General features: G+C 66.9%; 24 protein-coding genes and 1 pseudogene. 12 read left to right on the top strand and 13 right to left on the bottom strand.

Going from position 1 to position 26,756, the window contains the following annotated elements; genetic code table 11:
- Positions 1–45: 45 nt before the first annotated feature.
- On the top strand, positions 46–879 hold the full coding sequence (locus ACPTTC_RS31275) for an NAD-dependent epimerase/dehydratase family protein (RefSeq protein WP_423395282.1): 834 nt from the start codon (positions 46–48) through the stop codon (positions 877–879).
- Positions 880–1,090: 211 nt separating this feature from the next.
- Here ACPTTC_RS31275 and ACPTTC_RS31270 read toward each other — a convergent pair whose 3' ends face one another.
- Positions 1,091–1,789 (bottom strand): hypothetical protein, encoded by a 699-nt coding sequence (locus tag ACPTTC_RS31270; RefSeq protein ID WP_423395281.1) that lies wholly within the window; start codon positions 1,787–1,789, stop codon positions 1,091–1,093.
- A gap of 104 nt (positions 1,790–1,893) precedes the next feature.
- A complete protein-coding gene (locus tag ACPTTC_RS31265; protein WP_423395280.1) occupies positions 1,894–2,364 on the bottom strand; it encodes a MerR family transcriptional regulator in 471 nt (156 codons plus the stop codon).
- A 77-nt stretch (positions 2,365–2,441) separates the two neighbouring features.
- Here ACPTTC_RS31265 and ACPTTC_RS31260 point away from each other — a divergent pair, with 77 nt between their 5' ends.
- From ACPTTC_RS31260 to ACPTTC_RS31245, 4 genes are all read left to right on the top strand, one after another.
- On the top strand, positions 2,442–3,686 hold the full coding sequence (locus ACPTTC_RS31260) for an NADH:flavin oxidoreductase/NADH oxidase family protein (protein ID WP_423395279.1): 1,245 nt from the start codon (positions 2,442–2,444) through the stop codon (positions 3,684–3,686).
- A 193-nt stretch (positions 3,687–3,879) separates the two neighbouring features.
- Positions 3,880–4,263: a DUF2946 domain-containing protein gene (locus ACPTTC_RS31255; RefSeq protein WP_423395278.1), complete on the top strand. Its 384-nt coding sequence runs from the start codon at positions 3,880–3,882 to the stop codon at positions 4,261–4,263.
- A 109-nt stretch (positions 4,264–4,372) separates the two neighbouring features.
- Complete coding sequence (locus ACPTTC_RS31250) at positions 4,373–5,290, top strand: hypothetical protein (RefSeq protein WP_423395277.1); 918 nt, start codon at positions 4,373–4,375, stop codon at positions 5,288–5,290.
- A 16-nt stretch (positions 5,291–5,306) separates the two neighbouring features.
- A complete protein-coding gene (locus ACPTTC_RS31245; protein ID WP_423395276.1) occupies positions 5,307–5,672 on the top strand; it encodes a copper resistance CopC family protein in 366 nt (121 codons plus the stop codon).
- 64 nt (positions 5,673–5,736) lie between these two features.
- Here ACPTTC_RS31245 and ACPTTC_RS31240 read toward each other — a convergent pair whose 3' ends face one another.
- The 8 genes from ACPTTC_RS31240 to ACPTTC_RS31205 all read right to left on the bottom strand — a co-directional run bounded on the left by ACPTTC_RS31240 (position 5,737) and on the right by ACPTTC_RS31205 (position 14,088).
- Positions 5,737–7,854: a TonB-dependent receptor gene (locus ACPTTC_RS31240; RefSeq protein ID WP_423395275.1), complete on the bottom strand. Its 2,118-nt coding sequence runs from the start codon at positions 7,852–7,854 to the stop codon at positions 5,737–5,739.
- 53 nt (positions 7,855–7,907) lie between these two features.
- The gene (locus ACPTTC_RS31235) at positions 7,908–10,022 is read right to left on the bottom strand and encodes a TonB-dependent receptor family protein (protein ID WP_423395274.1); all 2,115 of its coding nucleotides are present in this window, start codon (positions 10,020–10,022) and stop codon (positions 7,908–7,910) included.
- 165 nt (positions 10,023–10,187) lie between these two features.
- The gene (locus ACPTTC_RS31230) at positions 10,188–10,619 is read right to left on the bottom strand and encodes a DUF2946 family protein (protein ID WP_423395273.1); all 432 of its coding nucleotides are present in this window, start codon (positions 10,617–10,619) and stop codon (positions 10,188–10,190) included.
- Positions 10,597–12,060 carry a PepSY-associated TM helix domain-containing protein gene (locus tag ACPTTC_RS31225; RefSeq protein ID WP_423395272.1) on the bottom strand — a complete coding sequence of 488 codons (1,464 nt, stop codon included), beginning with the start codon at positions 12,058–12,060 and terminating at the stop codon, positions 10,597–10,599. The genes ACPTTC_RS31230 and ACPTTC_RS31225 overlap by 23 nt, the downstream gene beginning before the upstream one ends.
- 243 nt (positions 12,061–12,303) lie before the next feature.
- Entirely contained in the window at positions 12,304–12,792 is a 489-nt protein-coding gene (locus ACPTTC_RS31220; protein ID WP_226199089.1) for a DUF2946 family protein, read from the bottom strand.
- 103 nt (positions 12,793–12,895) lie between these two features.
- Entirely contained in the window at positions 12,896–13,441 is a 546-nt protein-coding gene (locus ACPTTC_RS31215; protein ID WP_423395271.1) for a hypothetical protein, read from the bottom strand.
- On the bottom strand, positions 13,438–13,671 hold the full coding sequence (locus tag ACPTTC_RS31210) for a hypothetical protein (protein WP_423395270.1): 234 nt from the start codon (positions 13,669–13,671) through the stop codon (positions 13,438–13,440). Before ACPTTC_RS31210 ends, ACPTTC_RS31215 begins: the two co-directional genes overlap by 4 nt.
- 93 nt (positions 13,672–13,764) lie before the next feature.
- The gene (locus tag ACPTTC_RS31205; RefSeq protein WP_175015743.1) at positions 13,765–14,088 is read right to left on the bottom strand and encodes a DNA-binding protein; all 324 of its coding nucleotides are present in this window, start codon (positions 14,086–14,088) and stop codon (positions 13,765–13,767) included.
- Between the two features lie 592 nt (positions 14,089–14,680).
- Between ACPTTC_RS31205 and ACPTTC_RS31200 the strand changes: the two genes are divergently transcribed.
- Positions 14,681–15,313, top strand: coding sequence for a LysE family translocator (locus ACPTTC_RS31200; protein WP_423395269.1), 633 nt, complete (start codon positions 14,681–14,683; stop codon positions 15,311–15,313).
- An 18-nt stretch (positions 15,314–15,331) separates the two neighbouring features.
- Here ACPTTC_RS31200 and ACPTTC_RS31195 read toward each other — a convergent pair whose 3' ends face one another.
- Complete coding sequence (locus tag ACPTTC_RS31195; protein ID WP_175965579.1) at positions 15,332–16,300, bottom strand: LysR family transcriptional regulator; 969 nt, start codon at positions 16,298–16,300, stop codon at positions 15,332–15,334.
- 271 nt (positions 16,301–16,571) lie between these two features.
- On the opposite strand from ACPTTC_RS31195, the gene ACPTTC_RS31190 reads away from it, so the two are divergent.
- Positions 16,572–17,900: an MFS transporter gene (locus ACPTTC_RS31190; protein WP_423395268.1), complete on the top strand. Its 1,329-nt coding sequence runs from the start codon at positions 16,572–16,574 to the stop codon at positions 17,898–17,900.
- Between the two features lie 128 nt (positions 17,901–18,028).
- A complete protein-coding gene (locus ACPTTC_RS31185; RefSeq protein ID WP_423395267.1) occupies positions 18,029–19,195 on the top strand; it encodes a M24 family metallopeptidase in 1,167 nt (388 codons plus the stop codon).
- 66 nt (positions 19,196–19,261) lie between these two features.
- On the opposite strand, the gene ACPTTC_RS31180 is transcribed toward ACPTTC_RS31185, so the two are convergent.
- Positions 19,262–20,890 carry an NADP-dependent glyceraldehyde-3-phosphate dehydrogenase gene (locus ACPTTC_RS31180; protein ID WP_423395266.1) on the bottom strand — a complete coding sequence of 543 codons (1,629 nt, stop codon included), beginning with the start codon at positions 20,888–20,890 and terminating at the stop codon, positions 19,262–19,264.
- A gap of 601 nt (positions 20,891–21,491) precedes the next feature.
- On the opposite strand from ACPTTC_RS31180, the gene ACPTTC_RS31175 reads away from it, so the two are divergent.
- Together ACPTTC_RS31175 and ACPTTC_RS31170 are read left to right on the top strand one after the other, a co-directional pair.
- On the top strand, positions 21,492–22,529 hold the full coding sequence (locus ACPTTC_RS31175) for an ankyrin repeat domain-containing protein (RefSeq protein WP_423395265.1): 1,038 nt from the start codon (positions 21,492–21,494) through the stop codon (positions 22,527–22,529).
- A gap of 140 nt (positions 22,530–22,669) precedes the next feature.
- The gene (locus tag ACPTTC_RS31170; RefSeq protein ID WP_226199102.1) at positions 22,670–23,035 is read left to right on the top strand and encodes a hypothetical protein; all 366 of its coding nucleotides are present in this window, start codon (positions 22,670–22,672) and stop codon (positions 23,033–23,035) included.
- A gap of 102 nt (positions 23,036–23,137) precedes the next feature.
- Here the strand turns inward: ACPTTC_RS31170 and ACPTTC_RS31165 are convergent.
- Positions 23,138–23,272 (bottom strand): annotated as a pseudogene (locus tag ACPTTC_RS31165) (LysR family transcriptional regulator); the annotation flags it as partial.
- 398 nt (positions 23,273–23,670) lie between these two features.
- Here ACPTTC_RS31165 and ACPTTC_RS31160 point away from each other — a divergent pair.
- Positions 23,671–25,800, top strand: coding sequence for a TonB-dependent receptor (locus ACPTTC_RS31160; protein ID WP_423395264.1), 2,130 nt, complete (start codon positions 23,671–23,673; stop codon positions 25,798–25,800).
- Positions 25,801–26,146: 346 nt separating this feature from the next.
- The gene (locus ACPTTC_RS31155) at positions 26,147–26,755 is read left to right on the top strand and encodes a hypothetical protein (protein WP_423395263.1); all 609 of its coding nucleotides are present in this window, start codon (positions 26,147–26,149) and stop codon (positions 26,753–26,755) included.
- The last annotated feature ends 1 nt before the right edge of the window (position 26,756 follow it).

The following is a 26,756-nucleotide window of genomic DNA, read 5'->3' as shown; positions in this document are numbered from 1 at the left end:
GTTTTCCACTTCAGTCAGATTTCAGGTCAGATTCAAGGAGATTCGATGAACGCCTCATCCACCGGCACGCGCAAACCGTTCGGGCGCCTGCTGCTGACGGGCGCGGCCGGCAACCTCGGCCGCCAGTTGCGTAGCGCGCTTGCCGACTGGGCCGATGTCGTGCGCGTCAGCGACATCGCGACGCTCGGCGACGCGGCTGCGCATGAAGAAACCCGCGTCGTCGACCTGGCCGACCGGGCCGCGGTGATGCAGCTCGTCGACGGCGTGGACGCGATCGTCCACCTCGGCGGCATTTCGGTCGACGCACCGTTCGACGATCTCGTCGGCGCGAACATCACCGGCACGTACAACCTGTACGAAGCCGCGCGCAAGCATGGCGTGAAGCGCGTCGTGTTCGCGAGCTCGAACCATGCGATCGGCTTCCATCCGGTCACGGAGGTGCTCGACGCCGATTCGCCGCTGCGTCCCGACAGCCTGTATGGCGTGACGAAGTGCTTTGGCGAATCGCTGTCGCGCTACTACTTCGACCGCTTCGGGATCGAAACCGTGTGCCTGCGGATCGGCTCTTCGTTCGAAGTGCCAAAGAATCCGCGCATGCTCGTGACGTTCCTCAGCTATCGCGACTTCATCGAGCTCGTGCGCTGTTCGCTGCTGACGAACCGCGTCGGGCACGCGATCGTGTACGGCGCGTCGGACAACCCGGTGAAGTGGTGGGACAACACGAAGGCCGGTTTCCTCGGCTTCCGTCCGCGCGACAGCTCCGAGCAGTTCGCCGGGCTGTTCCCGGTGACGGCGCCGACCGCCGACTACGACGATCCCGCGCAGCGGTTCCAGGGCGGCGGGTTCGTCGTCGGCGAGCCGATGGAGCGCAAGGCGTAGGCGGTCATGGCAGGCTCCTCGACGTGATGCGGTTCGTGCGTCGCTGGCGCCATCATCGCGACGCGGGCGGCGCGCGTCGATTACCTGCGACGCAAGCGAATCTGTACGGCTGCGGAACGGCGCACGCGCGTGCCGGCAGAGACACCGCTCGCGCGGCACGGCAGCACCCGCACGCATCGTCAGCCGGTGCAGCCGTCCAGCCGCGTCGTCGTCAATGCGGCTTGCCGCACGCCGGATCGGTGTCGTGCCGTTCGGCCGACTCGCGCCAGTCACTCGGCCGCCACGCTTCGAACGTGACGGCTTTCGCCGCATTGGCGCGCGTGACGCGCACCGGGTCGGCCTTCAGCGCATCGCCGTTCGGGTCGTCGTTGGGCCGCCAGTTCCGCATGACTTCGCGGTGGAACACCCAGGTGCGATGCGCGGCGTCGTAGCGAAACGTCACGCGGTCGCGCCAGTGGCTCGGCCCCGCGAATACGCCCTGTTCGACCGTGAAGGTGCGCGGTTCGATCGTCAGCGCGTTTTCGGCGACGCCATCGAGATACGGGTCGCCCATCCCGCCTTCGTCGGCTTTCATGATCACGGTGTCGTTGCGCGCCGCGAGCCGGTAGTGCCCGTCCTTGCCTGGCACGAAGATCATCAGCGGGCGCGGCGACGCGTGGCGCATCGAGTCGTCGGGCCGATGCGCGACGACGACATAGCCGATGCGGGCGCTGTCGGTCAGATGCCCCGACGCGGCGTCCAGCGCGGCGTAGCCGGCGGGAAGCTGTGCGACGATGTCGACCGGAAGGTCGGGGGTGTCGGCGCATGCGGACGACGCAGGTATGTCGCTGCACGTCGCGGCGCAGGCGTTGCCGATGCCGAACGTCAGCAGTGCGGCGACGAGGAATCCTCTGATGCGGGGGATCGTCATGCGGATCGGGTCTTGAAGTCGCGCCGCGCAAGCCGGCGCACACGCGTCGGCTCGTCTCGCCGCAGCGCGGGTTGATGGTTTTTCAGGTGACGCAGTGTAACGAGTCATGCGCGCTTGCGCGTCGGCCGCGGAACCGGCGCGGGTGCAGGCACGGACACGGGCGGTTCGTCGGCTTGCGCGCACAGCCGGTCGAGCATCCGTTGCGCGGCGCCCGCGCAGTCCTCGCCCGCCGGCTTGTTCACGATCTCCTCGATCAGCACCTCCAGATGTTGCCGATTCTGCGCGAGACGCTGTTCGAGCAGCACGATTTCGTCGACCTTGTGCCGCAGCGCGGCCAGCAGTTCGTCGCGTGGCCACGCGCCGAGATCGGGCGGCAACACCGCGCGGATTTCGTCGAGCGCAAAGCCCGCGCGCTGCGCACGGTCGATGATCGCGAGACGCGTCAACGCTTCCGACCCGTATTCCCGATAGCCGTTGGCCTGCCGACGGGCCGGTTCGAGCAGGCCGCTCGCTTCGTAGAAGCGGATGCGCGATGCCGCGATACCGCTGGCCCGCGCCAGTTCGCCGATTTTCATGCGGTGCTCCAAAAGGGCTTGACCTTAAAGTTGACTTTAAAGTTATCGTTGGGCATCGTCAATCGAGGGTGTCCTCCATGAACCTGTTTACACCGCTGACACTGCCCAACGGGGCGGTGATTCCGAACCGTCTGGCCAAGGCCGCGATGGAAGAGAACATGGCCGATGCGAATCACGCACCGTCCGACGCGTTGCTGCGCCTGTACCAGGCGTGGGCCGATGGCCAGGTCGGCCTGATCCTGACCGGCAACGTGATGGTGGACGGCCGCGCGATGACGGGGCCGAACGGCGTCGTGCTCGAGAGCGACGCGCATCTCGACCGCTTCCGCCGCTGGGCGCAGGTGGCGCGCTCGGGCGGCGCACACGTATGGATGCAGATCAATCACCCGGGGCGCCAGATGCAGGCGGCGCTTGGCCAGACGACGCTCGCGCCGTCGGCCGTGCCGCTCGCGCTCGGTGCGCTGTCGAAGCGGTTCCCGGTGCCGAAGGAGATGACCCAGGCCGATATCGCCGATGTGCAGCGGCGCTTCGTGCGCGCCGCGCAACTCGCGGAGCAAAGCGGCTTCACCGGCGTGGAGATTCACGCGGCACACGGCTATCTGCTGAGCCAGTTCCTGTCGCCGCTGACGAACCGCCGGCAGGATCAGTGGGGCGGCAGCATCGAGAATCGCGCACGCCTGTTGCTCGATATCGTGCGGGACGTGCGCGCGACGGTGTCGCCGGAATTCGCGGTCGCGGTCAAGCTGAACTCGGCCGATTTCCAGCGCGGCGGCTTCAGCGCGGACGATGCGAAGCGCGTGGTCGAACTGCTGAATCCGCTGGGCGTCGATCTCGTCGAACTGTCGGGCGGCAGCTATGAAGTGCCGGCGATGCAGGGCGAGGCGCGCGACGGGCGCACGCTGGCCCGTGAAGCGTATTTCCTCGAATTCGCACGCGACATCACGGCCGTCGCGCGGATGCCACTGATGGTCACGGGCGGCATCCGGCGTCGCGTGGTTGCCGAGCAGGTGGTCGACAGCGGCGTGGCGATGGTCGGCATCGCGACCGCGCTGTCGATCGAGCCGAACCTGCCGCGCGACTGGCGGGCCGGCAAGGACAGCGCGCCGGTGCTGGGACCGATCCGGTGGAAGAACAAGGCGCTGGGCGCGCTGGCCAACATGGCCGTCGTCAAGTTCCAACTCACGCGCCTCAGCGAAGGCCGCCGCACGCACCCGCAGGTGTCGCCGCTGCGCGCGCTGGTCAGGCAGCAACTGGCCGCGCAGTGCCAGACGCGGCGCTACCGGAAATGGATGGCGGGGCGCGCAACGGGCTCGCGTGCGTGACGTGCGCGCGCGGGGCCGAATCGACGGCCCGCCGCTGATCGGCCCGCCGCCTGGCGGGTCGTTTCAAGGCTCGATCCTTTCGGATTGCTTTCCGTAATATCGAGCCTGTTTACTGCATTATTCCGGCGCCTGAGCGTGATTTCAGCGTGGCATAATCCACCACCTTCATCGCATTCCATTCTCGTCGCGCGTCATGCACGTCGCCCGTTTCCGCAAGCCCGGCAGCCTGATCGGATTGATCGCAATCCTGATGATGGCGCTCGCCCCTGCGGTCTCGCAGATGATGGCGTCGCGTCACCGGCTCGTCGATGGGCTGGCCGTCTATTGCACGGCGAGCGTCGATGAAGCGGTGGTCGCGCATGACGACGGCAAGCCCGCGCATGGCGTCAAGGCGCACTGGCAGGCTTGCCCTTATTGCAGCTTCGTTGCCCACGCCGTTGCACTTCCGGGCCATGCCGTCGCGTTCGCCGTTCCGCTTCCGGATGCGCAGCAGCCGATCGTGTCGGCATCGATTCCGGCGCGCGTGCGTCTCGTCCATACCGTCGCGCAATCACGCGCGCCTCCCGCGTTCTCCTGAGTTCGTCTGATTTTTCTGCCTGACAAGCCGCCGCTTCGCGACTGGAGCGAGCGGCCGTTCGTCGCGCACGTGCGCGACGGCATCGAACGACAACCGGAGAACCCACAACATGCCCCGCTTGAACGAACGGCACGCGCCCCGCGCATGTGCCGCGCTGCTGGCCGCCATCGCCGGCCTTTCCCATGCTTCCTTCGCAAACGCGCACGCCGTGGTCGGCGACCGCGTCTTTCCCGCGACGATGACCGTGGACGACCCCGGCGTCGGCGACGAATTCGACACGCAGTTCGGCCACATCAAGTCCACCGACGACAGCGGCAACGCCATCAACGTCAATACCGTGTCGTACGAGTGGGACAAGCTGATCACGAAGAACCTCGCGTTCAGCGTATCGAGCCAGTACGTGTCGCAGAACGCACCGGACGGCGGCTCCGCGAAGGGCTGGGACAACGTGACGCTCGGCGTGAAGTACCTCGCCTACACGAACGCACGGCACGAATTCATGGCGTCGGTCGGCCTGAAAACCGAGATCGGCGGCACCGGCGCGAAATCGATCGCGAACGCGTACTCGACGTTCACGCCCGCCGTCTACGTCGGCAAGGGCTTCGGCGATCTGCCCGCGTCGCTCGGCTATCTGCGCCCGCTCGCGCTGACGGCCGAACTCGGGCCGAACCTGACCACCGCGTCGTCCGACCAGGGGCCGAATGCGCTCGGCTGGGGCCTGACGCTGCAGTACAGCATCCCGTACCTGCAGCAGCAGGTGAAGAACCTCGGCCTGCCGCAGCCGCTCAGCAACATGGTGTTCGTCGTCGAGGCGCCGATGAGCACCTGCACCGCGGGCGCGTGTTCGGGCCAGACGACCGGGACGATCAATCCGGGAGTACTGTGGCTCAATCGCTACGGGCAGTTCGGCGTCGAGGCGCAGATTCCGGTCAATCGCGCGAGCGGCAATCACGTCGGCGTGATCTTCGATGCGCATCTGTATTTCGACGACCTGTTCCCCGGCTCGCTCGGCAAGCCGCTATTCTGATCGACGGAGAATCGCCATGAACCGACTGACCACCCTGCGCGCGGCCGCTGCCGCGCTGCTGCTCGCGGGCGCGCAGTTCGCGCATGCCCATGCGTTCCCGACGCATCAGGCGCCGTCCGCGGGCGAGACCGTGACCGGCGCGCCGACGACAGTCGCGATCGATTTCGACGACGGGCTCGAGCCCGCGTTCAGCTCGATCGCCGTGACCGATGCGCAGGGCCATGCCGTCACGAACGGCAAGGCCGAGGTCGATGCGTCGAACCGCAAGCACATGTCCGTCGCGCTGAATCCGCTCGCGCCGGGCGTCTACACGGTCGCATGGGTGGCCGTCGCGCTCGACGGCCACCGCACGCAGGGGCACTACGCGTTCACGGTGAAGTGACGCTCACTGCCCGCACCCGCGGCCGTGCATGCGCGCGGCCGCGGGTGCGGCGCACCGCACGGCATCAGAACCGGTAGTTCGCCACCACTTCGAGCCGCCGGTCGTTGCCGAGCAGGTACTGCGTCTCGTTGTAGTACGCGGACTGCACGAAGCGGCGGTTGAACACGTTGTACGCACGCGCGGTGATCGTCGTGTCCTTGCGCGGCTTCCACGCGAGGCCGAGGTCGACGGTGGTGTACGACGGCATCACGAGCTGGTTCGCGGTATCGGCGAAGCGCTTGCCGACGTACTTGACGCCCGCGATGCCCGTCCAGTCCGGCGCGAAGTGCCAGCTCACCCACAGGTTCGCGAGCCGCTGCGGCGCCGACACCGGCACGTTGCCGGCGCGCGAGATGGTCGCGCCGCCGGACGTCTGCTGGAAGTCGTCGTATTTCGCGCGCAGGATCGACACGTTCGCGTCGACGCGCCAGTCCTTCGCGATCTCCGCGCCGACCGTCGCCTCGAGCCCGCGCGACGACTGCTGGCCGACCTGGATCGACTGGTTCGGGTTCAGCGGATCGGCCGTCAGGAGATTGTTCTGCACGATCCGGTACGCGGCGAGCGTCCATTCCGCCTTGCCGCCGAGGAGCGACTGCTTCACGCCGATCTCGATCTGCCGGCCGGTCGCAAGCGTGAAGTTCGCTTTCGACGCGTTCAGCGACAGCAGCGAGCTGACCGGGTCGGCCGCGACCGAGTACTGGCCGTACACGGCGAGGCCGGGCTGCACGTCGTACACGGTGCCGATGCGCCAGCCCGTGTTCGCGAACACCTTCGTGAACGCGGCGCCGTTCACGAGATCGTCGCGGTTCACGCTCGCGTGGTCGTAGCGCAGCCCGCCGATCACCGACCAGCGCGGCGTGATTTCCAGCCGGTTCTCGGCGAACAGCGCGTACTGGTTCGCCTGGCTGCGGTACTTCGGATAGGTGCCGGCCGTGTTGATGAAACTGCCCGGATCGAAGTTGAACGGATCGACCGTCGACGTGCCCGAATACGGCGAGTTGTTGTCGTGCTGGAACGTCGTGTGATTGAACTCGAAGCCCGTCGAGAACGTGTTGCGCATGCCGAGCAGCGCGGTGGTCACGGTGGCCGCCGTCACGTTGCCGTACTGTTCCTGGTCGTGGAAGATCTCCGTGAAGCTGCTGCGCCGCACTTGCGCGGTCGACGGCAGGTACGTGTAGTACTCGGCGTCCTTCCAGTGGCGGTTGCTCTTCATCCGGTACAGCGTGCTCGTCACGTTCAGGCTGTCGCTCGGCTGCCAGTTCGCCGACACCGTCGCCCAGCTGTCGCGGAACGCGATGTCGCTGTCGCCGACGTTGTAGTTCTTCTTGTCGAGCGCGCGATCGCGCGCGCCGTTCACGAGCGGCGCGCCGAAATACTGCATCGGATGCTGGAAGCCCTGCGCGTACGACGCCGTCACGTACAGGTCGGACGTCACGTCGTAGCGCAGCGCACCGGAGATCGACAGGTTGCGCGAATCGCCGCGGTCCACCCAGTTCGACGAGCGGTTGCCGCTGATGTCGAAGCGGTATGACAGCTTGTCGTTGATCGCGCCGCCGCTGCCGAACGCGACTCGCGCCGTGCCCTCGGTGCCGCCGCCGATCTGGAGCTCGTTCTGGATCGCGCCGCGTGTCGGCTTCTTCGGCACGATGTTGACGACACCGCCGATTGCGCCTTCGCCGTAGATCACCGACGCCGGGCCGCGCAGCACGTCGATATGGTCGACCGACCACGTGTCGAACGGAAACGTGACGCCGATCGCGCCGTACGGGCGCACGCCGTCATAGAGCTGCGTGACCGACGACGCGCCGACGAAGCCGCGCGCGCCGAGCTCCGAGCCGCCGTTGCCGGGATGCGGCGACGCGCTGATGCCGGCGGCGCGGCTCACCGCGTCGACGATCGACGCGTCGCCGCGGGTGTCGAGCGTCGTGCGATCGATCTGCTCGACGCTCGCGGGCGTTTCGAGCGAAGTCAAGCCGAGGCGGCTACCGGTGTCGAGCGGCTGCGTGAGCGGCGTCGCCTTCTGTGCGGTGACGCGAATCGGCGCAAGCGTGGCGCCCGTGTGCTTGATGTCGCTTTCCTGTGCCTGCCCGGCGGGCGAGAAGGCGGCGAGCAAGGCGGCGGGCAGCATCAATCTGAACTTCATGTTTCGGTTTCCTCTGAATCCTTGCAATGAGCATGGCTGCGAGCGGCGGCGCATCAGAACGCGTAGCGCATGCCGGCGAACACACTGCGTCCTTCACCCGGATAGAAGATCGCGGTGTTCGCGGTGCGCGCATCCGCGACCGTGCTGATGTCGCTCACATAGCGCTTGTTGGTCAGGTTGCGTGCGTCGACGAACACGGACAGCCCGTTGCGGAAGTCGTAACCGGCCTGCAGCCCGAGCAGCGTGTAGCTCGGCACGCGCAGCGTGTTCGCATCGTCGGCCCATGCGCCCGACGGCACCCAGTCGAGGGTCGCCGCGATGTGGAAGCCGCTCGGGCGCGCGTAACCCAGCGTCGCGCGCAGCACGTTCAACGGCACGCCCGCGATCCGGTTGTTGCCGTACTGCGGGTCGTTCTTGAAGCGGAAGTCGTTCAGGTTCCAGATGCCCGACAGCGTGACCTTGTCGCCCGCGCCGCGCCCGGTGACGTTGCGCAGCAACTCGACCGACGCGCCGGCCTCGATCCCTTGCAGCACCGTCTTGTTCGCGTTGAACGTCGACGCCGGGACATCCGGGTTCGTCGTGTACTGCAGCAACTGGTCGCGCACGAGCGAGCGATAGGCGGTCACGTCCCAGCTCACGCGCTCGCGCGAGCCGCGCGTGCCGAACTCGATCGTCCACGCGTGCTGCGCCGCGAGCGGCGTGAAGCGCGTCGTGTTCGAGAAGGTCTGCGTGAGGTCGGTGAAGTCGGGCACGTCCTGGCTGCGCGTGACGTCGACGTAGGCCTGGGTGTTCGCATCCGGCTGCCACAGCAGCCCGAGCTTCGGATTGACGCCGCTGTAGCTCGCATTCGTCGACTTGTAGTTCGGGTCGCGCGGCAGCCCGCCGTTGTCGATGTACTCGCGCACCGAGTGCAGTACCTTCACGCCGGTCATCAGCGCGACGGTCGGCACGAAGAACAGCCGGTTCTCGACGTACGCCTCGTAGTTGAACGCCGTCTGCGTCGAGTCGAGCGTTTGCGCGCCCTTGTCGCCGTTGACGTTCACGTACTGGTTCGCCTGCGTGCGGCCGCCAAAGAAGCGCGCACCGACGATCAGGTCGTTGCGCATCCCGCCGAGCGTGAGGTGCCCCGTGTAGCGCGGGGCGAAGCCGTAGGTCCAGCCGTCCTGGTCGAGCGCCTGGAAGATCGGGTGATAGAGGCTCTTGTGGATCGCCCACGTGTCGAACTGCAGTTCGCCCGAATCGAGCTTCACCGTCGTGCGGTTCGCGATCCGCTCGGTACGCGTGTTGCGCGCCTGGTCGCCCGACACCGCGCTCGGCGCAGCCTTGGTCGGATTGTTCAGCGCGTCGGACAGCGACAGCGTGCCGGGCAGCAACTGGTCGACCACGTACACGCCGACGTAGAAGCGCGTCTCGACCGCCGGGCTGAACCGGTAGCCGACGTTCGCGTTGAACTGCTCGTATTGCCCCTTCGAATGATCGCGATAGCCGTCCGCGTGATTGACGCTGAAGTTCGCGAGGAAATCGAGCGGGCCGAGCACGCGCGAGATTTGCGCACTGGTGCGCACCGTGCCGTAGCTGCCGCCTTCCACGCGCACGATGTTCGGCGCGTCGGCGGTATGGGCGGTGGGCGTGATGAAGTCGATCGCGCCGCCGAGTGTCGATGCACCGTACGCGAGGCCGTTGCCGCCCTTGTAGACCTGCACCGCCTGCAGCGCGAGCGGATCGATCTGGTAGTAGTCGCCGCTGCCGTCCGCGAGGTTGGTCGGGATGCCGTCCTGCAGGATCTCGAGGCCGCGCGTGTGGTAGGCGCGGGCGATCCCCGAGCCGCGAATCGACAGCCGCAATTCCTGCCCGTAGCGGTTTTCGACGAACACGCCGGGCACGTCCTTCAGCACGTCGCGCAGCGTGAATGCGTAGGTGTTCCGGTAGCTGTCGGCGTCGACGAAACCGACCGAGCCGACCGTCTGGCCGAGCGTGCGTTTCAGGTCGTCGGTCGATTTCGACGTCAGCGAATCCGCCGCGCGGGGCGCGTTGACGTTGATGGCGGGCAGCGTCGAAGCGGCCGGCGCTTCGGCCGGCGCGGCGGCGCTTTGTGCGCATGCGCTCGAGGCGAACAGAACGGAGATCGCACCGGACAGCGCGACGGCAATACGGGTCAAGGGAAACATGTCGTTGTGTGTAGGGTTATCGTGAATGCGGAACGGAGACGGCACGCACCACGGCCGGCGCGCTGCGCGCGCTCGTGCGCGGGCTCGGTATCGGGCATCGGCGTGGTAGGCAATCGGTGCGAACGACGTCGGCACGGTCGTGCGTCGGCTCGTTCGAGAAGCGCGTCAGGCGCGAGCGGACGGTGGCCCGCGCGCGGCGAGCGCGTAGGGCTTCGACGGGTGGCGAGCGGAGAGGATTAGTGGCTCGGGCGGCGCATGCCGCACGGCCGGGGAGGCGGGCAGGAACACCGCGTACTGCAGCGGCGGATGGCCGGCGAGCAGGCCGCAATAGCCGCAACGGTCGACATGCCGGTCGAGCGGCGAATCCGAAGGCGCATGCGGTTGCGCGTGCGTCACGAGCGTGTTGCCGGTTGCCGAGCAGATCGGCGCGACCGGCAAGCCGTCATCGGATGCGGCGGCGCGCAGTTGCGAGATCAGCGGCGCGACCAGCGCGAGCACGAGCGCGAGCAGCCCGAGCCACGCCGTGGCCCGGGCTTGACGTGTCGGCGCGCGGCGTGTGCCGGCGCGCGATGGTTCAGGCGGCTGCGCGTGCCGCACGGCCGAACAGCAGACGGTCGATCAACCAGACCGCGACGATCGTCGCGCCCATCAGCGGAAAGACGATGCCGAGCAGCACGAGCCCCGCGACCCAGCCGCGCATCGGCGGCGTGCCGCGTTCGCGCGACGGCGCGCCCAGCTTGCCGGCCGGGCGGCGTTTCCACCACATCACGGTACCGGTGACGGCCATCGCGGCCAGCCCGAGCGACAGGACCGCACAGAGGATCTGGTTCGCGAGCCCGAAGTAGCGGCCCATGTGCAACGACGTGCCGTACGACACGGCCTGCGATACCGCGCCGTAGTCGTCATAGCGGATGTCCTTCAGCACGGCCCCGCTGTACTGGTCGATGTAGATCGTGCGCTCGGCCTTCGGGTCGGCCGGGAAGTACGACGCGGTGAACACGCCGTCCGCGCCGGACGGCAGCGCGAGCGTGTAGCCGCTCGTCACGCCGAGGCCCGCGACGATCGCGATTGCGCGCGCGAGCGGCAGCGGTGCCGGCGTCGGCGCCGACGGCGAATGCGGGACGGGCACGTTGCCGACCGCCCACGGCGTTTGCGGCAGCGGCAGGTCGTCCATCACCATCCCCGGCATCGAATCGCCGGATTTGTGGTGATGGCCGGACGGCGCAGCGGCCTGGGCAGGCGCGGGCGCCGCGGCAGCACCCGGGCGCGTCGAGCGCACCGACCCGCCGCCCCATGCGCCTTCCGGCGCGCCGAGGTTCACGGTCGCGGCCAGCGCCTTGAAGTTCTTGCCCCACGAGCCCGACCACGGCAGCCCCGTCAGGATGAACGCCACCGTGCCGGCTGCGAGCCAGATGCCGGCCGTCGCGTGGAGGTTTTTCCACAGCGGCCGGCCGCGCAGCGACAGGTCGGGACGCAGTGCCTGCCCGACGCGCGCCGCGCCTCGCGGCCACCACAGCGCGATGCCGGTGCCGATCATCACGAAGGTCCAGCACGCGGCGAGTTCCATCAGCAACTCGCCCGTCTTGCCGAGCAGCAGCTTGCGATGCAGCATCCGGTCGATCTGCATGAAGCGGTTCTCGACGCTCAGCGTGCCGAGCACGCTGCCGTCGTACGGGTTCACATACACGCTCTCGCGGCTGCCGTCGCGCAGCCGGAACACGTATTCGGCGCTGCGGTCCGGTGCGGTCGAGACCTGGATGGACACCGGCGTCGCGCCGGCCGGCATCGCGGCGCGCGCGTTCGCGAGCAGCGCGTCGGCATCGAGCCGCGGTGTGGCGCGCGGCTCGACGACGAGCCGGTGCGGATACAGCAGCGGCTCGATCTGCGGCTGGAAGCAGTAGAGCGTGCCGGTGATCGCGAGGACCACCAGGAACGGCATGACGAACAGGCCGGCATAGAAGTGCCAGCGCCAGAGCGTCCGGTAGCCGGCGTGGGCGGATTGGGCGGGCGAGAGGGCTCGCTCGACGGTGGTCGACATGGTGTCAGCTCCTCGTGTTCGTTGAGCGGCCACGCCGGCGCGAGCCGGCGGGCGTCAACGCGCGTTGCGCCCGCCAGCGCGCATCGATGGAACGGGCGGCGCAGCGTCATGCGCGGAAGGGGCGCATGACGGCGTCGCCCGCGCGATGCGGGCATGTGGGTGAACGCTTTGAATCAGGTCGTGTGAGACGAACGGCATGCAGGCCCGCGCACGTCGACGTGCACGAGCCGCTGGGCGGAACCGTCAGCAGAACAGAGGAGGAGCGCGGGAGGGGGGGCGATCGTCGAAGATCGATCGCACGACGGGAAACCGGTCGAAGCGAATCCGGAAGCGCCGCGGCGCGACGGCGGCGGGAAACAGCAGCACCCGCAGCACGAACGACGCCAGCGCCGTGAACAGCGCGGCGCCGAATACGCACAGGCTGTCGCCGCTGCCGGACGACGCTGTCTGGTCCGCATGCGCGTCATGCTTGAGCACATCGGCGAGCGCCCGCGCATCGTTGGCCGGTGTGATCGGCGCGCCGGCATCGAAGCGGGCGGCGAGTGCCGCCACGTTGACGATCAGCGGGCCGCGGCCCGAACACAGCACCACCGAGCCCGCATCCGGACCGTCCGGATCGAGCATCACGGCGCCCGACATCAGCGCGCGGGACAGCAGCGTCACGAGGAGGAATCCCCACAGAAGCTGTCGCGCGACGCCTTGCCGGAGCAGGAAGTGGCGAAGTGCGTTCATGGCGCGCGATTGTACCTCCGTTTGCGCGGAGGAGCCGGCTGGCACGCTGATTCGCGGTATCAGCCCCGCGTGCGGCCGGAAGCGGATGGGGCGCCCGCCGCGGCTATCCGGAACCGAACGATCCGCTGCCGGGCGGTGCGTTCGCCGGGCCGTATGACCAGGTGCCGTCCGCGCGGGCGGTCAGCACGTTGCCCGAGCGCCGGTCGTACAGATGCCACTGTTCGTCGGCCGGATCCCCGCCGTAGGGCCAGGTCGTCAGCTTGCCGCCGAGGTCGAAGTCGAACGCCCACGAACCCGGCTGCGCGCCGGGCGCGACCGATTGCAGGATCTGTCCGTCGAGCCGTTGCGCGGCGGCCGCGATGTCGCCGGACCGGGATTCGCTGTGTGCGAGTTCGCGACCGTCGAGTGCGATCGACCAATGGCAGTAGCAGATCCACAGATGCCCGCTGCCGGCGACCGTCACGCGCCGCGACGCGAGCCTGTCGCGCGCCGCCGCGGACAGGCCGGGCGAGCCCGCGAGCGGTTCCCTGACGTACAGCGCGGGTTGCCCGAACTCGAACGTGAGAAAGCTGCCCTGGCCTTTCGTCACGGACCAGGCCGGGGTTGTGCAGATGGCCGGCCAGATCCGGTCGAAGTCGACAGTGCTCACGGCGCGCGCCTCACCTCGGCGAAACCGCACTCGTCGTCGGCGGCGCTGCCGTCATCGCCGGCCAGCAGATCGGACAGGTCGGCCGGTGACAAGCGCCGCATCGTTCGCTCGACGTCGTGACCGTGGCGGCGATCGTTCGGGTCGAGATGCTTCTGTGCCTTGCGGCCGTAGCGTTTCACGAACACGCCGAATGCGCCGGCCAGTCGGGATTTCCGGTTCCTGGCGATCATGCGGCGAGGTCGTCGGGCATGCGCGCGCCGCGAATCGGGAGGGGCCGCCGCGGTCGTGCGTGACGCCCGCGGCAGCCGATGCATTGCGCCGGCTCAGGCCGGATATGCATCGTCGACTTTCAGGTTCGCGAGCCGGAACAGCGTGCGCAGCGTCTGCGGATGAATGTCGCGGTGCGCGGCGAGCGACGTCAGCATGAAGTCGAGCACCTTCGCGTAGCGGAGCAGCACGAGGCAGCGCGCGAGATCGGGCGTGCGGCCGCGCATGTCCTCGGCGAGGTGAACCATTTCGGTGGACAGCGAGCGTGCCATCTCGAGTTCCATCTGCTGTTTTTCGGTCCAGTCGGGCAACGGCTGTTCGAGCAGCTTCGCGAGAAAGAGCTGGAACGACGTGTCGGACGAATTGGGCAGCGTATCCATGAAGGGCCTCGTAACTTGCTCGGATCGTTCGGGCGTGTCCGGTGGATGCGCCCGACGGTGGGTTCGTGTCCGCGCGGTGAACGGCGCGGTTGTCACCCGAACGGAATGCAGGTTTCGTACCAGTGCCGCGAGACGATTGTTGAGTATTGTTGAGCCGCGATGCGAGGCGGGCGGCGAGTCCCGCCGGTACTGGGTGGCGGAGGGGATCGAGGCGGCCATCTAGACGCGCGGCGGGACGCATATCGGGTACGCGGAGCGGCTCGCCAAGGCGAAATGCTTCACGGATGTAACGTAACGCCGGAATAAATTGCGCGGCGCGTTCCCCACCTGTCTGACGAAACGGGCCGGCGCGCGTGTGCCGCCTGCGCCCGCCGGGCGTCCGGGCTGCCGGAAGCGGTGGGACTGGATGTCCGCCATGGTCGGCAAAACCCGCCCGCGAATGTGACGGGTGTTTCAAAACCGAGACGGATTCGCGTGCGGCAATCCGGCTGCGCGCCCCGTCCAACTGGCCCAGCGAATTGAAGGCCAATTGTCCATGGGCAGACGGCGCGCGTTTGCCAACAATCCCCTGATCATCCTTGCGAGGTTCGACATGAGCGTCCACGCCTTCTTCTCGGCCAACCTGCTGCTGGCCTACACGGCCTATTTCATCGGTACGGCCAGCCCCGGGCCAAGCAATCTCGCGATCATGTCGGTCGCCGCGAACCAGGGCCGCAAGGCGGCGCTCGCGTTCGCGCTCGGCGTCATTTCCGGGTCGATGCTCTGGGCCACGGTGGCGGCGCTCGGCGTGTCGGCCGCGCTGCTCGCGTGGTCGAAGCTGCTGGTCGCGATCAAGGTCTTCGGCGGGGTGTATCTGCTGTGGCTCGCGTTCAAGTCGGGGCGCACGGCGCTGTCGGGCAAGGGGGCGGCGTCGCTGAACGCGGCGGGCGAGCAGCGGCTGTCGCGCTTCTATGTGCGTGGCGCGATGCTGCACCTGACCAATCCGAAAGCGATCCTCGTGTGGGTGTCGATCGTTGCACTGTCATCGAACGGCGCGGGCGCGTCGCACGGCGCCGTCGTGCCGGGCTGCCTCGTGATCGGGTGCCTGGTGTTCGGCGGTTATGCGCTCGTGTTCTCGATGGACGGTGCGCGCCGGCTGTACGTGCGCGGCCGGCGCGCGATGGAAGCGTGTCTTGCCGTCGTGTTCGGCGTGGCGGGGATCCGGCTGCTGGCGTCGAACGTCTGAGGTGGCGCACCCGCGCAACTAGCGGGCCGCGCGCCGGGTTGCCGGGCGCCCGGCGCTGCCCGGCTGCTCCGCCGGACGCGTGAACAGCGACACGATCGTCTGCCGCAGCCAGCGGTGCGCGGGATGGCTGTCCCAGCGCTGATGCCAGATCACGCAGTAGGGCCGTGCGGGCATGCGCACCGGCGGTTGCCGCGACACCAGTTCCTTTTCATGGATCGATAGATCGAGCAGTGTGGTCGGCAGCACGCCGATGAAATCAGACTCCCGGATGATCGCCAGCGCGGGCGAGTACGCATTCAGCGTGAGGACGAGATTGCGTTGCAGGCCGTGCGCGGAGAGCAGGCTGTCGTACACCGGCACCCGCATGCCCGAAAACCCGACGTCGAGATGCCGCGCCGCGAGGAAGCGCTTCAGCGTGAGCGGCCCCTTCGCGAGCGGGTGATCCTTGCGCATCAAGCAACTCCAGTGGATCGGCCACATCTCGTGCGTGCGCACGCCGCTGCTCGGGCTCGAGTCGTTCAGGTAGCCGCCGATCGCGAGATCGACGCCGCCACGGTCGAACATGCCCGGCAGGTCGGCGACGCTGAACGGCGTGAGCTCGATCCGCATCGACGGAGCATGCGTGCCCATGTACCGCGCGAGGCGCGGCATGATGCGCTCGACCGAGTAGTCCGACATCGCGATCGTAAAGGTGCCCCGATGTGCTTGCGGGTCGAACTGGTCGGGCGAGATCGCCTGCTTCAATGCGTCGAAGTGCGGCTGGACCGCCGACCACAGCTCGCGCGCACGCGCGGTCGGCCGCACACCCGAGACGGTCTTCTCGAACAGCACGTCGTCGAGCGATTCGCGCAGCCTGCGCAGCGCATTGCTGACCGCCGACTGTGAAAGCGCCAGCCGCTCGGCGGCGCGCGTGACGTTGCCTTCGGCCATCAATGCCGCGAACACGCGCAGCAGGTTGAGGTCGAGCTGGCGGAACACATCCTTCATCGCACATCTCCGGTTCGGGTGCCGGCATCCCGCACGTGGCTGCGGAAAGCGGAACGTTGCGGTTGCCAGTGTCCGGGCGACACGGCACGCGGGCAAGGTCGCGTTTGCCCTTGCAGCGAGCCGGCCTGGCGACCCGACGAAGCCGCATGCCGGCTCGCACCATTATTCACGTTGGTGATGATCATATTCCGGAAATCCGTTGGACGCGGTAACGGTGCGCATCGAACATGAGCACGAAGCCACCGCAGCCAGCAGGTGGAGGAGACAGACGATGAAAGAGGATGCAGTGAATCCGGCCGGCGCCCTGGCGCTCGATCGCCGTTCGGCGGAGGCGCCGCCGTCCGCGCGAACGGGCACGCTGCGCGACGTCGCGGCCGCCGCCGCGGGCAATGCGCTCGAGTGGTTCGACTTCGTGATCTACGGCTATTTCGCCAGCGTGATCGCGAAGCTGTTTTTCCCGGTGGCCGGGCAGGTCGGGTCGCTGTTGCTCGCGACGGCGACCTTCGGCGTGGGGTTCGTCGTGCGGCCGCTCGGCAGTGTCGTGCTCGGGCTGTACGGCGACCGATACGGCCGCAAGGCGGCGATGTCCGTCACGATCTGGCTGATGCTGGCCGGCACGGCCGCGATCGCGGTGGCGCCGCCGTATGCGCAGGCCGGCTGGCTCGGCGCCGCGATCCTCGTGCTGGCGCGACTCGTGCAGGGCTTCGCGGCATCGGGCGAATTCGGCAGCACCGTTGCCTTCCTCGCGGAAAAGGCGCCGCCGCATCGACGCCATTTCTTCGTGAGCCTGCAGATGTCGAGCACGATGCTGGCCATCGTGCTGGGCGGCATGATCGGCACGATTCTGACGACGTCGCTCAGCCCGCATCAGGTCGAAAGCTGGGGCTGGCGTGTGCCGTTCGTCGTCGGGTTATTGATCGGCCCGGTCGGCTTCTATATCCGCAGGAGCGTGTCGGAAACCGATGCGTTCGTGCACGGCGAAGCGCTGCCGGTTTCGCAGGTGCTCAGGCGCCTGTTCGGCGAGCACCTCGCGTCATTCCTCGCGGCGACCGGCGTGACGATCGTCAGTACCGCCGCGTTCTACATGTACCTGATCTACATGCCGACGTTCGCGGTGAAGCAGCTCGGGTTGCCGATATCCGCGCCGTTCATGAGCACGACGGTCGCCGGCATCGTGATGGTTGCGATCGCGCCGCTCGCGGGCCTGCTCGGCGACGTCTGGCGCCGGCCGGTCGCGATGGTCGCTGCCGCGATCGTCGTGCTGTCCGCGATTACGCTGCCGCTCTATACGTGGGTCATCGCGAGCCCTTCGCTGCGCAACCTGCTGATCATGCAGGCCGCCGCCGCCGCGCCGATGGGCGTGCTCGTCGGGCTGGTGCCCGCGCTTGCCGCGCGCGCGTTCCCGGCCGCGGTGCGCAGCACCGGCCTCGCGGTGTCGTACAACATCCCGACGACGGTGTTCGGCGGTTTTTCCCCGCTGATCGTCACGTGGTTGATCGCGACCACGCACAACAAGGCGTCGCCCGCGCTGTACATCGTCGCGATGTCGGTCGTGAGCCTGGTCGCGCTGCTCGGGTTCCGTCGTATGGCGAGCGAATAAGCGAGCCGAATTCAGTCGATGTGCGTGTCGTTGAAACGAAGGATAACGAATGAAATGTGCGGGTGCAACGACATCGCAATGACCGGCCCGTGCGGCCGCCCCCTCACCCTCAACAGGAGAAGTCACGCATGAAGTTCAAACCCACTTTCGCACCGCCCAGCGAGGCGGAACTCGAAGGGCGCCTCGACCGCGTGCGCGCACGCATGGCGGAAGCCGGCCTCGATCGTTATGTGGTGTTCTCCCCGGACAACATCTACTACCTGACGAACTTCGCGAACATCGTCCACGAGCGGCCGTTCGTGCTGGTCATTTCGCGCAGCGGCCCGCCGCAGTTCGTCGTGCCGCAGCTCGAGCAGCCGCATGTGCGGACGCGCTCGATCGGCGAACTCGAGCTGATTCCATATTTCGAATTTCCGGCGCCGGCCGGACGCGAATGGAGCGACCGTTTCAACGCGCTGTTCGGGCCGGGCGAGCGTGTCGGTGTCGAGTCGGTGTGTCCGTTGCAGGTCTATGCGCAGACGCCGGGCGAGCGCGTATGCATCGACATCATCGACGACGTCCGGATGATCAAGTCCGACTACGAGATCGGCCGCCACGTGTATGCGTGCGGGATCGCAACCGACGCGCACAACTTGCTGCTGAGCGAAGCGCGCCCGGGGCTCGGGATGGCGGAAATGTCGTCGCGCATTCGCGGCTTCATCATGCAGCGGCTGCTGGCCGACGATCCGTCGCTGAACCCGTTGGCGACGCGGATCGTCGCGGTGTTCCAGCCGGGCAGCGTGTCGCACGATCCGCACAACTTCAGCAACATCGACATGCGGATGGAAGAGGGCGGCCCGCATGTGTCGATCGTCAATGCGGTGATGAACGGCTACGGCGCGGAAGTCGAGCGGACCTTCTTCCTCGGCCATGTGCCGGACGCGGCGCGACGCGCGTTCGACGTGATGTCGGAAGGGCGGCGGCTGGCGTTCGACGCGGCGATGCCCGGCGCGCTGCTGAGCGACGTCGATCGCAAGGTCAACGACTATTTCCGCCGCGCGGGGATGGGCGACCGGATGCTGCACCGGACCGGGCACGGAATGGGTGTCACCGCGCACGAGGCGCCGTTCTTCGCCGAAGGCTACGACCGGCCGATCGAGAAGGGGATGTGCCTGACGATCGAGCCGGGCATCTATATCGAGGGTGTCGGCGGCTTCCGTCATTCCGATACGGTGCTGATCGGCGATGAAGGCCCGGTTCAGCTGACCGGCGGGCCGCTCGATCTCGACGCATTGACGTTCCCGGTTCGGGCGTAGTTGCGCGCAGGGTCAAAAAAGCCGCTGCACGGGCGTGTGCAGCGGCTTTTTCGCGAACGGCTCGCTTCAGAAAATGAAGCCCGTATTGATGAACTTCGAGTAGTGATCCGACACGATCGAATCGAGCAGCTGCTTGCTGCCTTCGGTCTGCTTCGCCGCGACCATCGAGCGGATCGAGAACGCGCGCAGCGCGTCGCTCACCGACAGCGTGCCTTCCGCCGAATCCTTGCGCCCCGCGAACGGGAACACGTCGGGCCCGCGCTGGCACTGGCAGTTGATGTTCACGCGGCACACCTGGTTCACGAGCGGATCGACGAGCGCGCCGATCTGCGCCGGATCGGAACCGAAGATGCTGACCTGCTGGCCGTGATCCGACGTCGTCACGTAGTCGAGCGCGGTGTCGACGTCGTCGAACGGCGCGACCGGAATGATCGGCCCGAACTGTTCCTCGCGGTACAGCTTCATCCCTTCCGACACCGGATACACGACGGCCGGATAGAACAGCGTCTTGCTGAACTCGCCGCCCGAATGGTTGACGACCTGCGCACCCTTGGCCTTCGCGTCGTCGATCGCGTCCGTCATGTAGGCCGTGCGATGCATGCCGGGCAGCGGCGTGATGCTGACGCCTTTCTCCCACGGCATGCCGATCTTCAGCTGTTCGAGCGCGGCGGTGAAGCGCTTCAGGAACTCATCGACGATCGAGCGGTGCACGAGCAGCATCTTCAGCGCGGTGCAACGCTGGCCGTTGAACGACAGCGCGCCAAGCAGGCATTCCTTCACGGTGAGGTCGAGATCGGCGTCGGGCAGCACGATCGCCGCGTTCTTCGCGTCGAGGCCCAGGATCGCGCGCAGCCGGTGCGACTTCGGGTGCTGCTTCTTCAGGTGGTCGGCCACCTTGCTCGACCCGATCAGCGCGAGCACGTTGATCTTGCCCGACGCGAGCATGTGCGGCACGACCACCGCGCCCGGCGCATAGATCGTGTTGATCACGCCCTTCGGGAACGCGTCGCGGAACGCTTCGAGCAGCGGCTCGAACAGCAGCGTGCCGTACTGGGGCGGCTTGAACACCACGGTGTTGCCCATCAGCAGCGCGGGGATCAGCGTCGCGAAGGTCTCGTTCAGCGGATAGTTGTATGGGCCCATGCACAGCACGACGCCGAGCGGCGTGCGGCGGATCTGGCCGATCGTGCCTTCGGCGATCACGAAGCGCGAATTCGCGTTGTCGAGCTCCTTCAGCGCGTCGATCGTCTGCGTCATGTAGGTGACGGTGCGGTCGAACTCCTTCTGCGAATCGGCGAGGCTCTTGCCGATCTCCCACATGATCAGGTTCACCACCAACTCGCGCTGCGCGACCATCCGCTTGATGAAGTCCTGCATGCACGCGATGCGCTGCTCGACCTTCATCGTCGGCCACTCGCCGCGGCCTGCATCGTATGCGCGCACCGCGGCGTCGAGCGCCGCGTCGCTTTCCGTTTCGCCCATCACCGGGTAGCTGCCGATCTCGACCTGCTCGACGCCGCCGTCCGCCTGTCGCACGCACACCGGCGACAGCACGGTCTTGGTCGCGCCGCCCCACGGCCGTAACTCGCCGTCGACGAGCGACACGCGCTGGTGAATCGGCGAAGTGAGCCGGTACTCGGCAGGAATGTCCTGAAAGGCGGGAAACAACTGCTGCAGGGAGGCGGAATCGGGCATGACGGTCTCGTTTGACGGGGTGTCCGGGAAGGACGGGCGATGCGAATCCTGAGCTGAGCGATCCTCGATCCTGAATCGGCATCATGACGCGCGGACGACGACGCGTCACGCGTGGCCATGGCCGAATCAATGATTGGAACCAGTTCCATTAAAAAGGAACGCCGGCGTGAACGCAAGATTTGCCGAACCGTGCCGCATGTGCCGTAAGCATTCGGAAAGACTGTTGCCGAATGCTTGGGATAACACGCCAACTGCGCCCGCAAACGTTTCCCTTGAGCCGGATTGCGCGGATAATCGTTCGGCGCGGCGAAGAAAAAAATGAAGTGAGCCTGAGAGCATATGTAGTGAAGAACGGAAGAAGGTCCGCCGCACTGCCGATGCGAGGTCGGCTGCCCGGAGCGCCGGGTCGGGGTTGCCCGGTCCGGCGCGCACCGGACTTCGCAGCGGGCCACACGCGTCGCTCCCCATCCTCGTCGTCCTGGTTGCTTTCCCGTCCCGCCTTTAGAGAATATCGCGCGAACATTGTGCGTGTTTGGTATTTCGTCGATCATGTCGGCGCGCGACAGCGCCACGAATACACACAACGATACTGAGAGCGTTCATGCGGTCAAGAACGAAAAAAGCCGCTACCGTGCTGGCACGGGGGATGGCCTGCCTGTGCGCCGGAATGGCGTTGTCCGGTGCGAGCTACGCGTTGGAAGGCAAGGAATGGAAGCTGATGGTCGCCATGGGCGACTACGCGGCGGATAGCACCCCGCGGAACCTGGCGCGCGTCAGCGCGCTGCTTGAGCAGGGCGCGCGTCCGTATGACAAGACGGCGAAGCAGCGCTATGCGATGCCGGATGCCGAACTCACGCCGATGGGGCTGGCCGTCGTCAGCCAGGTGCCGGACGTCGTCGCACTGTTCATCGCGTCCGGCGTTGCGATCAACATGCCGATGTCGCCCAAGGGCTGGACGTTGCTGACGTACGCGATCAGCAACGCGACGCTCGGCGAACTCAAGCCCCACCAGCTCGAAACGATCCGCCTGCTGATCGACGCGGGCGCGAACGTCAACGCGATCGCGCCGAGCGGCGAGCCGCCGCTGGTGATGGCCGCGAATGCGTATACCCCTTCGCCCGAACTCGTCCGGATGCTGCTGAAGTCCGGCGCCGATGCCCGTGCCACCGACCCGAACGGATACACGGTGCTGACCGGACGCGCGGCATCCGATCTCGACATCCTCAAGCTGCTGGTCGACGCCGGCGCCAATCCGTACGCGCATGCGAAGACCGGACAGACGCCGCTCAGCTTCGTGTGCGAGCGACGCTACGAACTGGACGGTCAGCCCGACCCGACTGCGGCCGAGCGCATCGCGATTCTGCATGAACCGGGCACGCCGATCGAGCCGCAACGGGGCGAGCAACGCGCCCGCTGGGGGGAGACGCCGTTGCTGCGCGCGGCGATCGTGCACAACCCCGACTGCGTGAAGGCGCTTCTCGATGCCGGCGCGGATCCGGATGCGCCCGCGCTGATCGGCGCGGGCAAGGATGACGCCACCGGCAGCGTGCGCGAAGCCGTCGTGCGCGGCGCGAAGGCGACGCCCGACGTGTACGACCGCAGGGCCGTCGCACTGATCGAAGCAGCCCCACGCAAATAGTTGTCAGGCCGTGCACGTCGTGCGCCGTCGTGTTGCCCGTGAGGCGGACACGGGGCGCGTGCGTGCAGGGTCGTCGTATTCCGCCGGCGCGCGAGCGCCATCTTTTTCCAAATACTGTTCAACCACGGAGAATCCACACAATGAAACGAATCGCACTTGCCGCGCTCGCGCTGACGATCGCCTCGGGCGCCATGGCCGCGAAAGGCGAGCTCAAGGTATCGGCTGCGCAGATGATCGACGCTTATACGGGTTCGGGCGGCGACAAGTATTTCGACCAGCCGGTCGCGCTGACGGGCACGCTGCTCGGGCTCCAGAAGGGTTTCACGGGCAAGACGCTCGCGGAGATCGGCGAAGACGCGGATGCCGATCAGGCGGTGCGCGCGTCGTTCGTCGATGCGGCGGCCGAACAGAAGGCGCAGCGGCTGGTCGGCAAGCGCGTCACGCTGCATTGCGTGGGCGACTTTGCATCGGGGATCGCGACTGTTCGCGACTGCCGCCTCAAGTAAGACCGGGCGTCGACGGGATGTCGCGATGGCCTGCATCATTCGACGTCCTCGTCGTCTTCCTCATCGGCGTCGTTCGCATCGCGCTCCGGCGCCGCATACGCGCTCGACGGGCTCGTTCAGCAATGCGGGCGAGCAGATCGGCAAGACTTCCTCGCCGAACAGGTAGTCGGACGACGTGCCGGGCCAGGTCGGCTTGCCGTAGTGGATCGCGGCCTCGAAGTGTGTGTCCTCGAACGTAGCATCCCAAGCAGCCCTTCGATCCATACGGTCATAACGCACCGCGTCCGCTCATTTCCTTTCTATTTCATTACGAAATCCGCGCATCGATGCGCGAAACTGAAAGTGATTCGTCAGTAATCCGCAGTGTCAGCCGGATGTACGTTGCACGAAGGCGACATGTTGGAAATCAACTAATAACGCGAATCATTCTCGTTTAATATTTCGCTCCGTTACGAACCGTGACGCGTCGCAACGGCGTTTTCGTACCGGGCATGCCGGCCGGTGCGACGGGGCGATTTTTTGTGCGCCGTCCGTTGTGCGCAGACACGAGTCCGCCTGTCGATTCGCCGGCTGATGAATCTGCGTCGGCCGCACGGGTTTGCGCTCACCGTTTTCCCTCTGCCTCTACTTCAACGATGAAATTCAACAAGAGCGCGTGCCACGTCCTTCTGATCGCCTCGTCGCTGGCCGGCACACGCGCCGCCTGCGCGCAGGCAAGCGACGCCGCCGCGACCCTGCCCGCGATCTCCGTCAATGCAACCGCCGAGCATGCGTCGTACGACGGCGGCCACTCGCGCGCGGCGACCAAGACCGACATGTCGCTGATGGACGTGCCGCAGACGGTGAACGTCGTGCCGCACGCGGTGATCGAGGACCAGAACGCGACGTCGATGCAGGATGCGCTGCGCAACGTGCCGGGCGTCGGCTTCTCGGTCGGCGATGGCCAGCGCGACCAGATCACGATCCGCGGCTTCAACAGCATCACGGACCAGTACGTCGACGGCATCCGCGACGATGCGCTCTACTATCGCGACCTGTCGAACGTCGACCGCGTCGAAGTGCTGAAGGGGCCGGCGGCCGTGCTGTACGGGCGCGGCTCGGCGGGCGGCATCGTGAACCGCGTGTTGAAGCGGCCGTTGGCGACGCCGGTCAACGACGTCGGCGTGACGCTCGGCACGCGCGGCGAGCGGCGCGGCGAATTCGACCTCGGCTGGAATGCGAACGATGCGGCGCGTTTCCGGATCACCGGCGCGGCCGAGAACTCGAACAGCTTCCGCGACCAGTTCCGGCTCAACCGCCAGGCGATCGCGCCGTCCGCGCAGTTCAAGCTCGACAGCGACACGGTGCTGAACGTCGAATTCGACTACCTGCACGACCGCCGTACGTCCGACCAGGGGCTGCCCGCGTATCTCGGCCGCCCGGTCGATGTGCCGATCAACACGTACTACGGCTCGGCCGACGCGGCGAACAGCTCGTACAACGACGTCTCCGCGAAGAGCGCGACGGTGTCGCTCGACCATCGCTTCAGCGATTCGCTGTCGTTCCATGGCGCGATCCGCGCGTACGACTTCTCGCTCGAACGCAAGAACTACGTGACGTACGAGCCGATCAAGACCGCCGCGCACCCGGTCGTGACGCTCGACCAGTCGACGCGCGAGCGCACCGACCACGGCATCGACGGCCTGTTCGAACTCACGCAGAAGACCTCGCTGTTCGGCATGCGCCACGAGCTGCTGTACGGGCTCGAACTGTCGCAGCAGCAGAAGTTCGACACGATCTACAGCGTGTCGAAGGTGGCGACCTACGATCTGTTCAATCCGCAGGCGGTGATGCTGCCCGGCGTGCCGACCGGCGCGCGGGCGAAGACGAACGCGTCGACGGTCGTCGGGCTCGCGGGGGTCTACGCGCAGGACCTGATTTCGCTGACCGAGCACTGGAAGGTGCTCGCGGGGCTGCGTTTCGACTACCTGAACCAGATCCGCCACGACTACACGTCGTCGAACGTCAACCTCGACCGCACCGATCGTGCGTGGAGCCCGCGCGTCGGCCTGATCTACGAGCCGCTCGACTGGCTGACGCTGTACGGCTCGTTCAGCCAGTCGTTCTCGCCGCTGGCCGACACGCTGATCAGCGCCGGCGCGTTCGCGAACGGCGCCGCGCTCGCGCCGCAGAAGACCACCGCGTATGAAGTCGGCTCGCGTTTCGATCTCGGCGGCAAGGCGACGGCCAGCGTTGCGCTGTTCGACATGCGCCAGACCAACCAGCAGATCGGTGACCCGGCGAATCCCGGCTATGCGCTGCCGATCGGCACGCAGCACGTGCACGGGATGGAGCTGGGCTTCACCGGCGAGATCGCGCCGAAGTGGTCGGTGTATGCGGGCTACGCGTACCTGAACGGCACGGTCGACGGCTCCGCGCAATCGACGGCGGCGGGCGTCGCGGTATCGAGCAACACGCCGGGGCTGATGCCGCGTCACAGCGCGAACCTGTGGCTCAAGCGCGAGCTGCCGTACGGTTTCTATGCGGCGGCCGGCATGCAGTTTCAGTCGGCGCGCTACACGTCGGCGAGCGACCTCGTCACGCTGCCGTCGTTCACGGTGTTCAACCTGGGGGCCGGGTATCGCAGCAAGAAGGTCGACGTGACGCTCACGCTCGACAACCTGTTCGATCGCCGCTACTTCATCGCCGCGCACGGCAACGCGGACCTGTACAACATGCCCGGCGATCCGCGCACGCTGACCGCCACGGTGAAGTGGCACATGTAATGCGCGAGTCGTGCGCGCGCGGCCATGGCGGTTGCCCGGCAACATCGCTGTGACGCGCGCGTCGATCGGCGCAGTGAACGCGCGGGACGGGTTCGGGCGATCGTGCTTCATGCCGAGGGGGCGACCGGCAGGCAGGGCGACGTCGGTCACGAGCGCGCCGGCAGGTGACTGACCGGCGCGCTTGACATATCCTGCACGCGATCGCGCGGGAGCGGCGTCGCAGCGAACGTCCGCACTGCACGGCGGATTCAACCGGTCGATGCAACAGCTTGATCGAGTCGATCAGAATGCCGCGACTGAAAGAAACCCCATCTAACAATCACACGCCATGAAAATAAAACGAACGATGTCGGTCGTCGCCTTGGCCGCCTTGCTGAATGGATGCGTCCTCCCGAGCCCGATCGAGCGTCACGACGCAACCCGGGACCAGCAATCCGGTTACGTGTCGAGTGCGGCCAGAACGAGGTCCGCGTACGGATACGTGCTTCATCTGAAAAACACGGCGACTGACGCGACGTATGCGTTGCAGATCAACAGCGGGTTTCCCATCGAAAGAGTCTTTGACGGGCCGGACACGCCGCCGCAGATCAACATGATCAAGGTGCCTCCCGGCAACTACACGTTGACGGGCTGGAGCGCATACGAATGGGGAACCCACATGAAGCGCATCGAGAAAAAGTTCGACGCGCTGTCGGCTTTCGCCGAGCCGTTTTCGGTCGCGCCCGGGGCGGTCGTGTTCCTGGGAGACTTCGTGACGGACGATCAAGTCACGAGAAGATCGCTTTCGTATGCCACGGTACATTACAAAATAATCCCGCAGCCGATTGGCGTCGACGTTGCGCGCGACGAGTTCGTGAACGCCTACCCGACATTCAAGGAAGCCAGTTTCACCTGCCGATTCTGTTCGTTCGATGAGTCCGCAGGTCGCCGCACGTTTCGATTCACCGCACCCTGAA

The sequence above is a fragment of the Burkholderia mycopellens genome, from assembly GCF_964265025.1.
Classification (GTDB): domain Bacteria; phylum Pseudomonadota; class Gammaproteobacteria; order Burkholderiales; family Burkholderiaceae; genus Burkholderia.
The sequence above is the reverse complement of the archived record's forward strand: the minus strand, read 5'-3'. Positions and strand labels throughout refer to the sequence as shown.

What these genes read in the sequence shown, in the direction of transcription:
- ACPTTC_RS31275 (WP_423395282.1), top strand. Translation starts at nt 46, where the DNA reads ATGAACGCCTCATCCACCGGCACGCGCAAACCGTTCGGGCGCCTGCTG.
- ACPTTC_RS31270 (WP_423395281.1), bottom strand. Translation starts at nt 1,789, where the DNA reads ATGACGATCCCCCGCATCAGAGGATTCCTCGTCGCCGCACTGCTGACG.
- ACPTTC_RS31265 (WP_423395280.1), bottom strand. Translation starts at nt 2,364, where the DNA reads ATGAAAATCGGCGAACTGGCGCGGGCCAGCGGTATCGCGGCATCGCGC.
- ACPTTC_RS31260 (WP_423395279.1), top strand. Translation starts at nt 2,442, where the DNA reads ATGAACCTGTTTACACCGCTGACACTGCCCAACGGGGCGGTGATTCCG.
- ACPTTC_RS31255 (WP_423395278.1), top strand. Translation starts at nt 3,880, where the DNA reads ATGCACGTCGCCCGTTTCCGCAAGCCCGGCAGCCTGATCGGATTGATC.
- ACPTTC_RS31250 (WP_423395277.1), top strand. Translation starts at nt 4,373, where the DNA reads ATGCCCCGCTTGAACGAACGGCACGCGCCCCGCGCATGTGCCGCGCTG.
- ACPTTC_RS31245 (WP_423395276.1), top strand. Translation starts at nt 5,307, where the DNA reads ATGAACCGACTGACCACCCTGCGCGCGGCCGCTGCCGCGCTGCTGCTC.
- ACPTTC_RS31240 (WP_423395275.1), bottom strand. Translation starts at nt 7,854, where the DNA reads ATGAAGTTCAGATTGATGCTGCCCGCCGCCTTGCTCGCCGCCTTCTCG.
- ACPTTC_RS31235 (WP_423395274.1), bottom strand. Translation starts at nt 10,022, where the DNA reads ATGTTTCCCTTGACCCGTATTGCCGTCGCGCTGTCCGGTGCGATCTCC.
- ACPTTC_RS31225 (WP_423395272.1), bottom strand. Translation starts at nt 12,060, where the DNA reads ATGTCGACCACCGTCGAGCGAGCCCTCTCGCCCGCCCAATCCGCCCAC.
- ACPTTC_RS31220 (WP_226199089.1), bottom strand. Translation starts at nt 12,792, where the DNA reads ATGAACGCACTTCGCCACTTCCTGCTCCGGCAAGGCGTCGCGCGACAG.
- ACPTTC_RS31210 (WP_423395270.1), bottom strand. Translation starts at nt 13,671, where the DNA reads ATGATCGCCAGGAACCGGAAATCCCGACTGGCCGGCGCATTCGGCGTG.
- ACPTTC_RS31205 (WP_175015743.1), bottom strand. Translation starts at nt 14,088, where the DNA reads ATGGATACGCTGCCCAATTCGTCCGACACGTCGTTCCAGCTCTTTCTC.
- ACPTTC_RS31200 (WP_423395269.1), top strand. Translation starts at nt 14,681, where the DNA reads ATGAGCGTCCACGCCTTCTTCTCGGCCAACCTGCTGCTGGCCTACACG.
- ACPTTC_RS31195 (WP_175965579.1), bottom strand. Translation starts at nt 16,300, where the DNA reads ATGAAGGATGTGTTCCGCCAGCTCGACCTCAACCTGCTGCGCGTGTTC.
- ACPTTC_RS31190 (WP_423395268.1), top strand. Translation starts at nt 16,572, where the DNA reads ATGAAAGAGGATGCAGTGAATCCGGCCGGCGCCCTGGCGCTCGATCGC.
- ACPTTC_RS31185 (WP_423395267.1), top strand. Translation starts at nt 18,029, where the DNA reads ATGAAGTTCAAACCCACTTTCGCACCGCCCAGCGAGGCGGAACTCGAA.
- ACPTTC_RS31180 (WP_423395266.1), bottom strand. Translation starts at nt 20,890, where the DNA reads ATGCCCGATTCCGCCTCCCTGCAGCAGTTGTTTCCCGCCTTTCAGGAC.
- ACPTTC_RS31175 (WP_423395265.1), top strand. Translation starts at nt 21,492, where the DNA reads ATGCGGTCAAGAACGAAAAAAGCCGCTACCGTGCTGGCACGGGGGATG.
- ACPTTC_RS31170 (WP_226199102.1), top strand. Translation starts at nt 22,670, where the DNA reads ATGAAACGAATCGCACTTGCCGCGCTCGCGCTGACGATCGCCTCGGGC.
- ACPTTC_RS31160 (WP_423395264.1), top strand. Translation starts at nt 23,671, where the DNA reads ATGAAATTCAACAAGAGCGCGTGCCACGTCCTTCTGATCGCCTCGTCG.
- ACPTTC_RS31155 (WP_423395263.1), top strand. Translation starts at nt 26,147, where the DNA reads ATGTCGGTCGTCGCCTTGGCCGCCTTGCTGAATGGATGCGTCCTCCCG.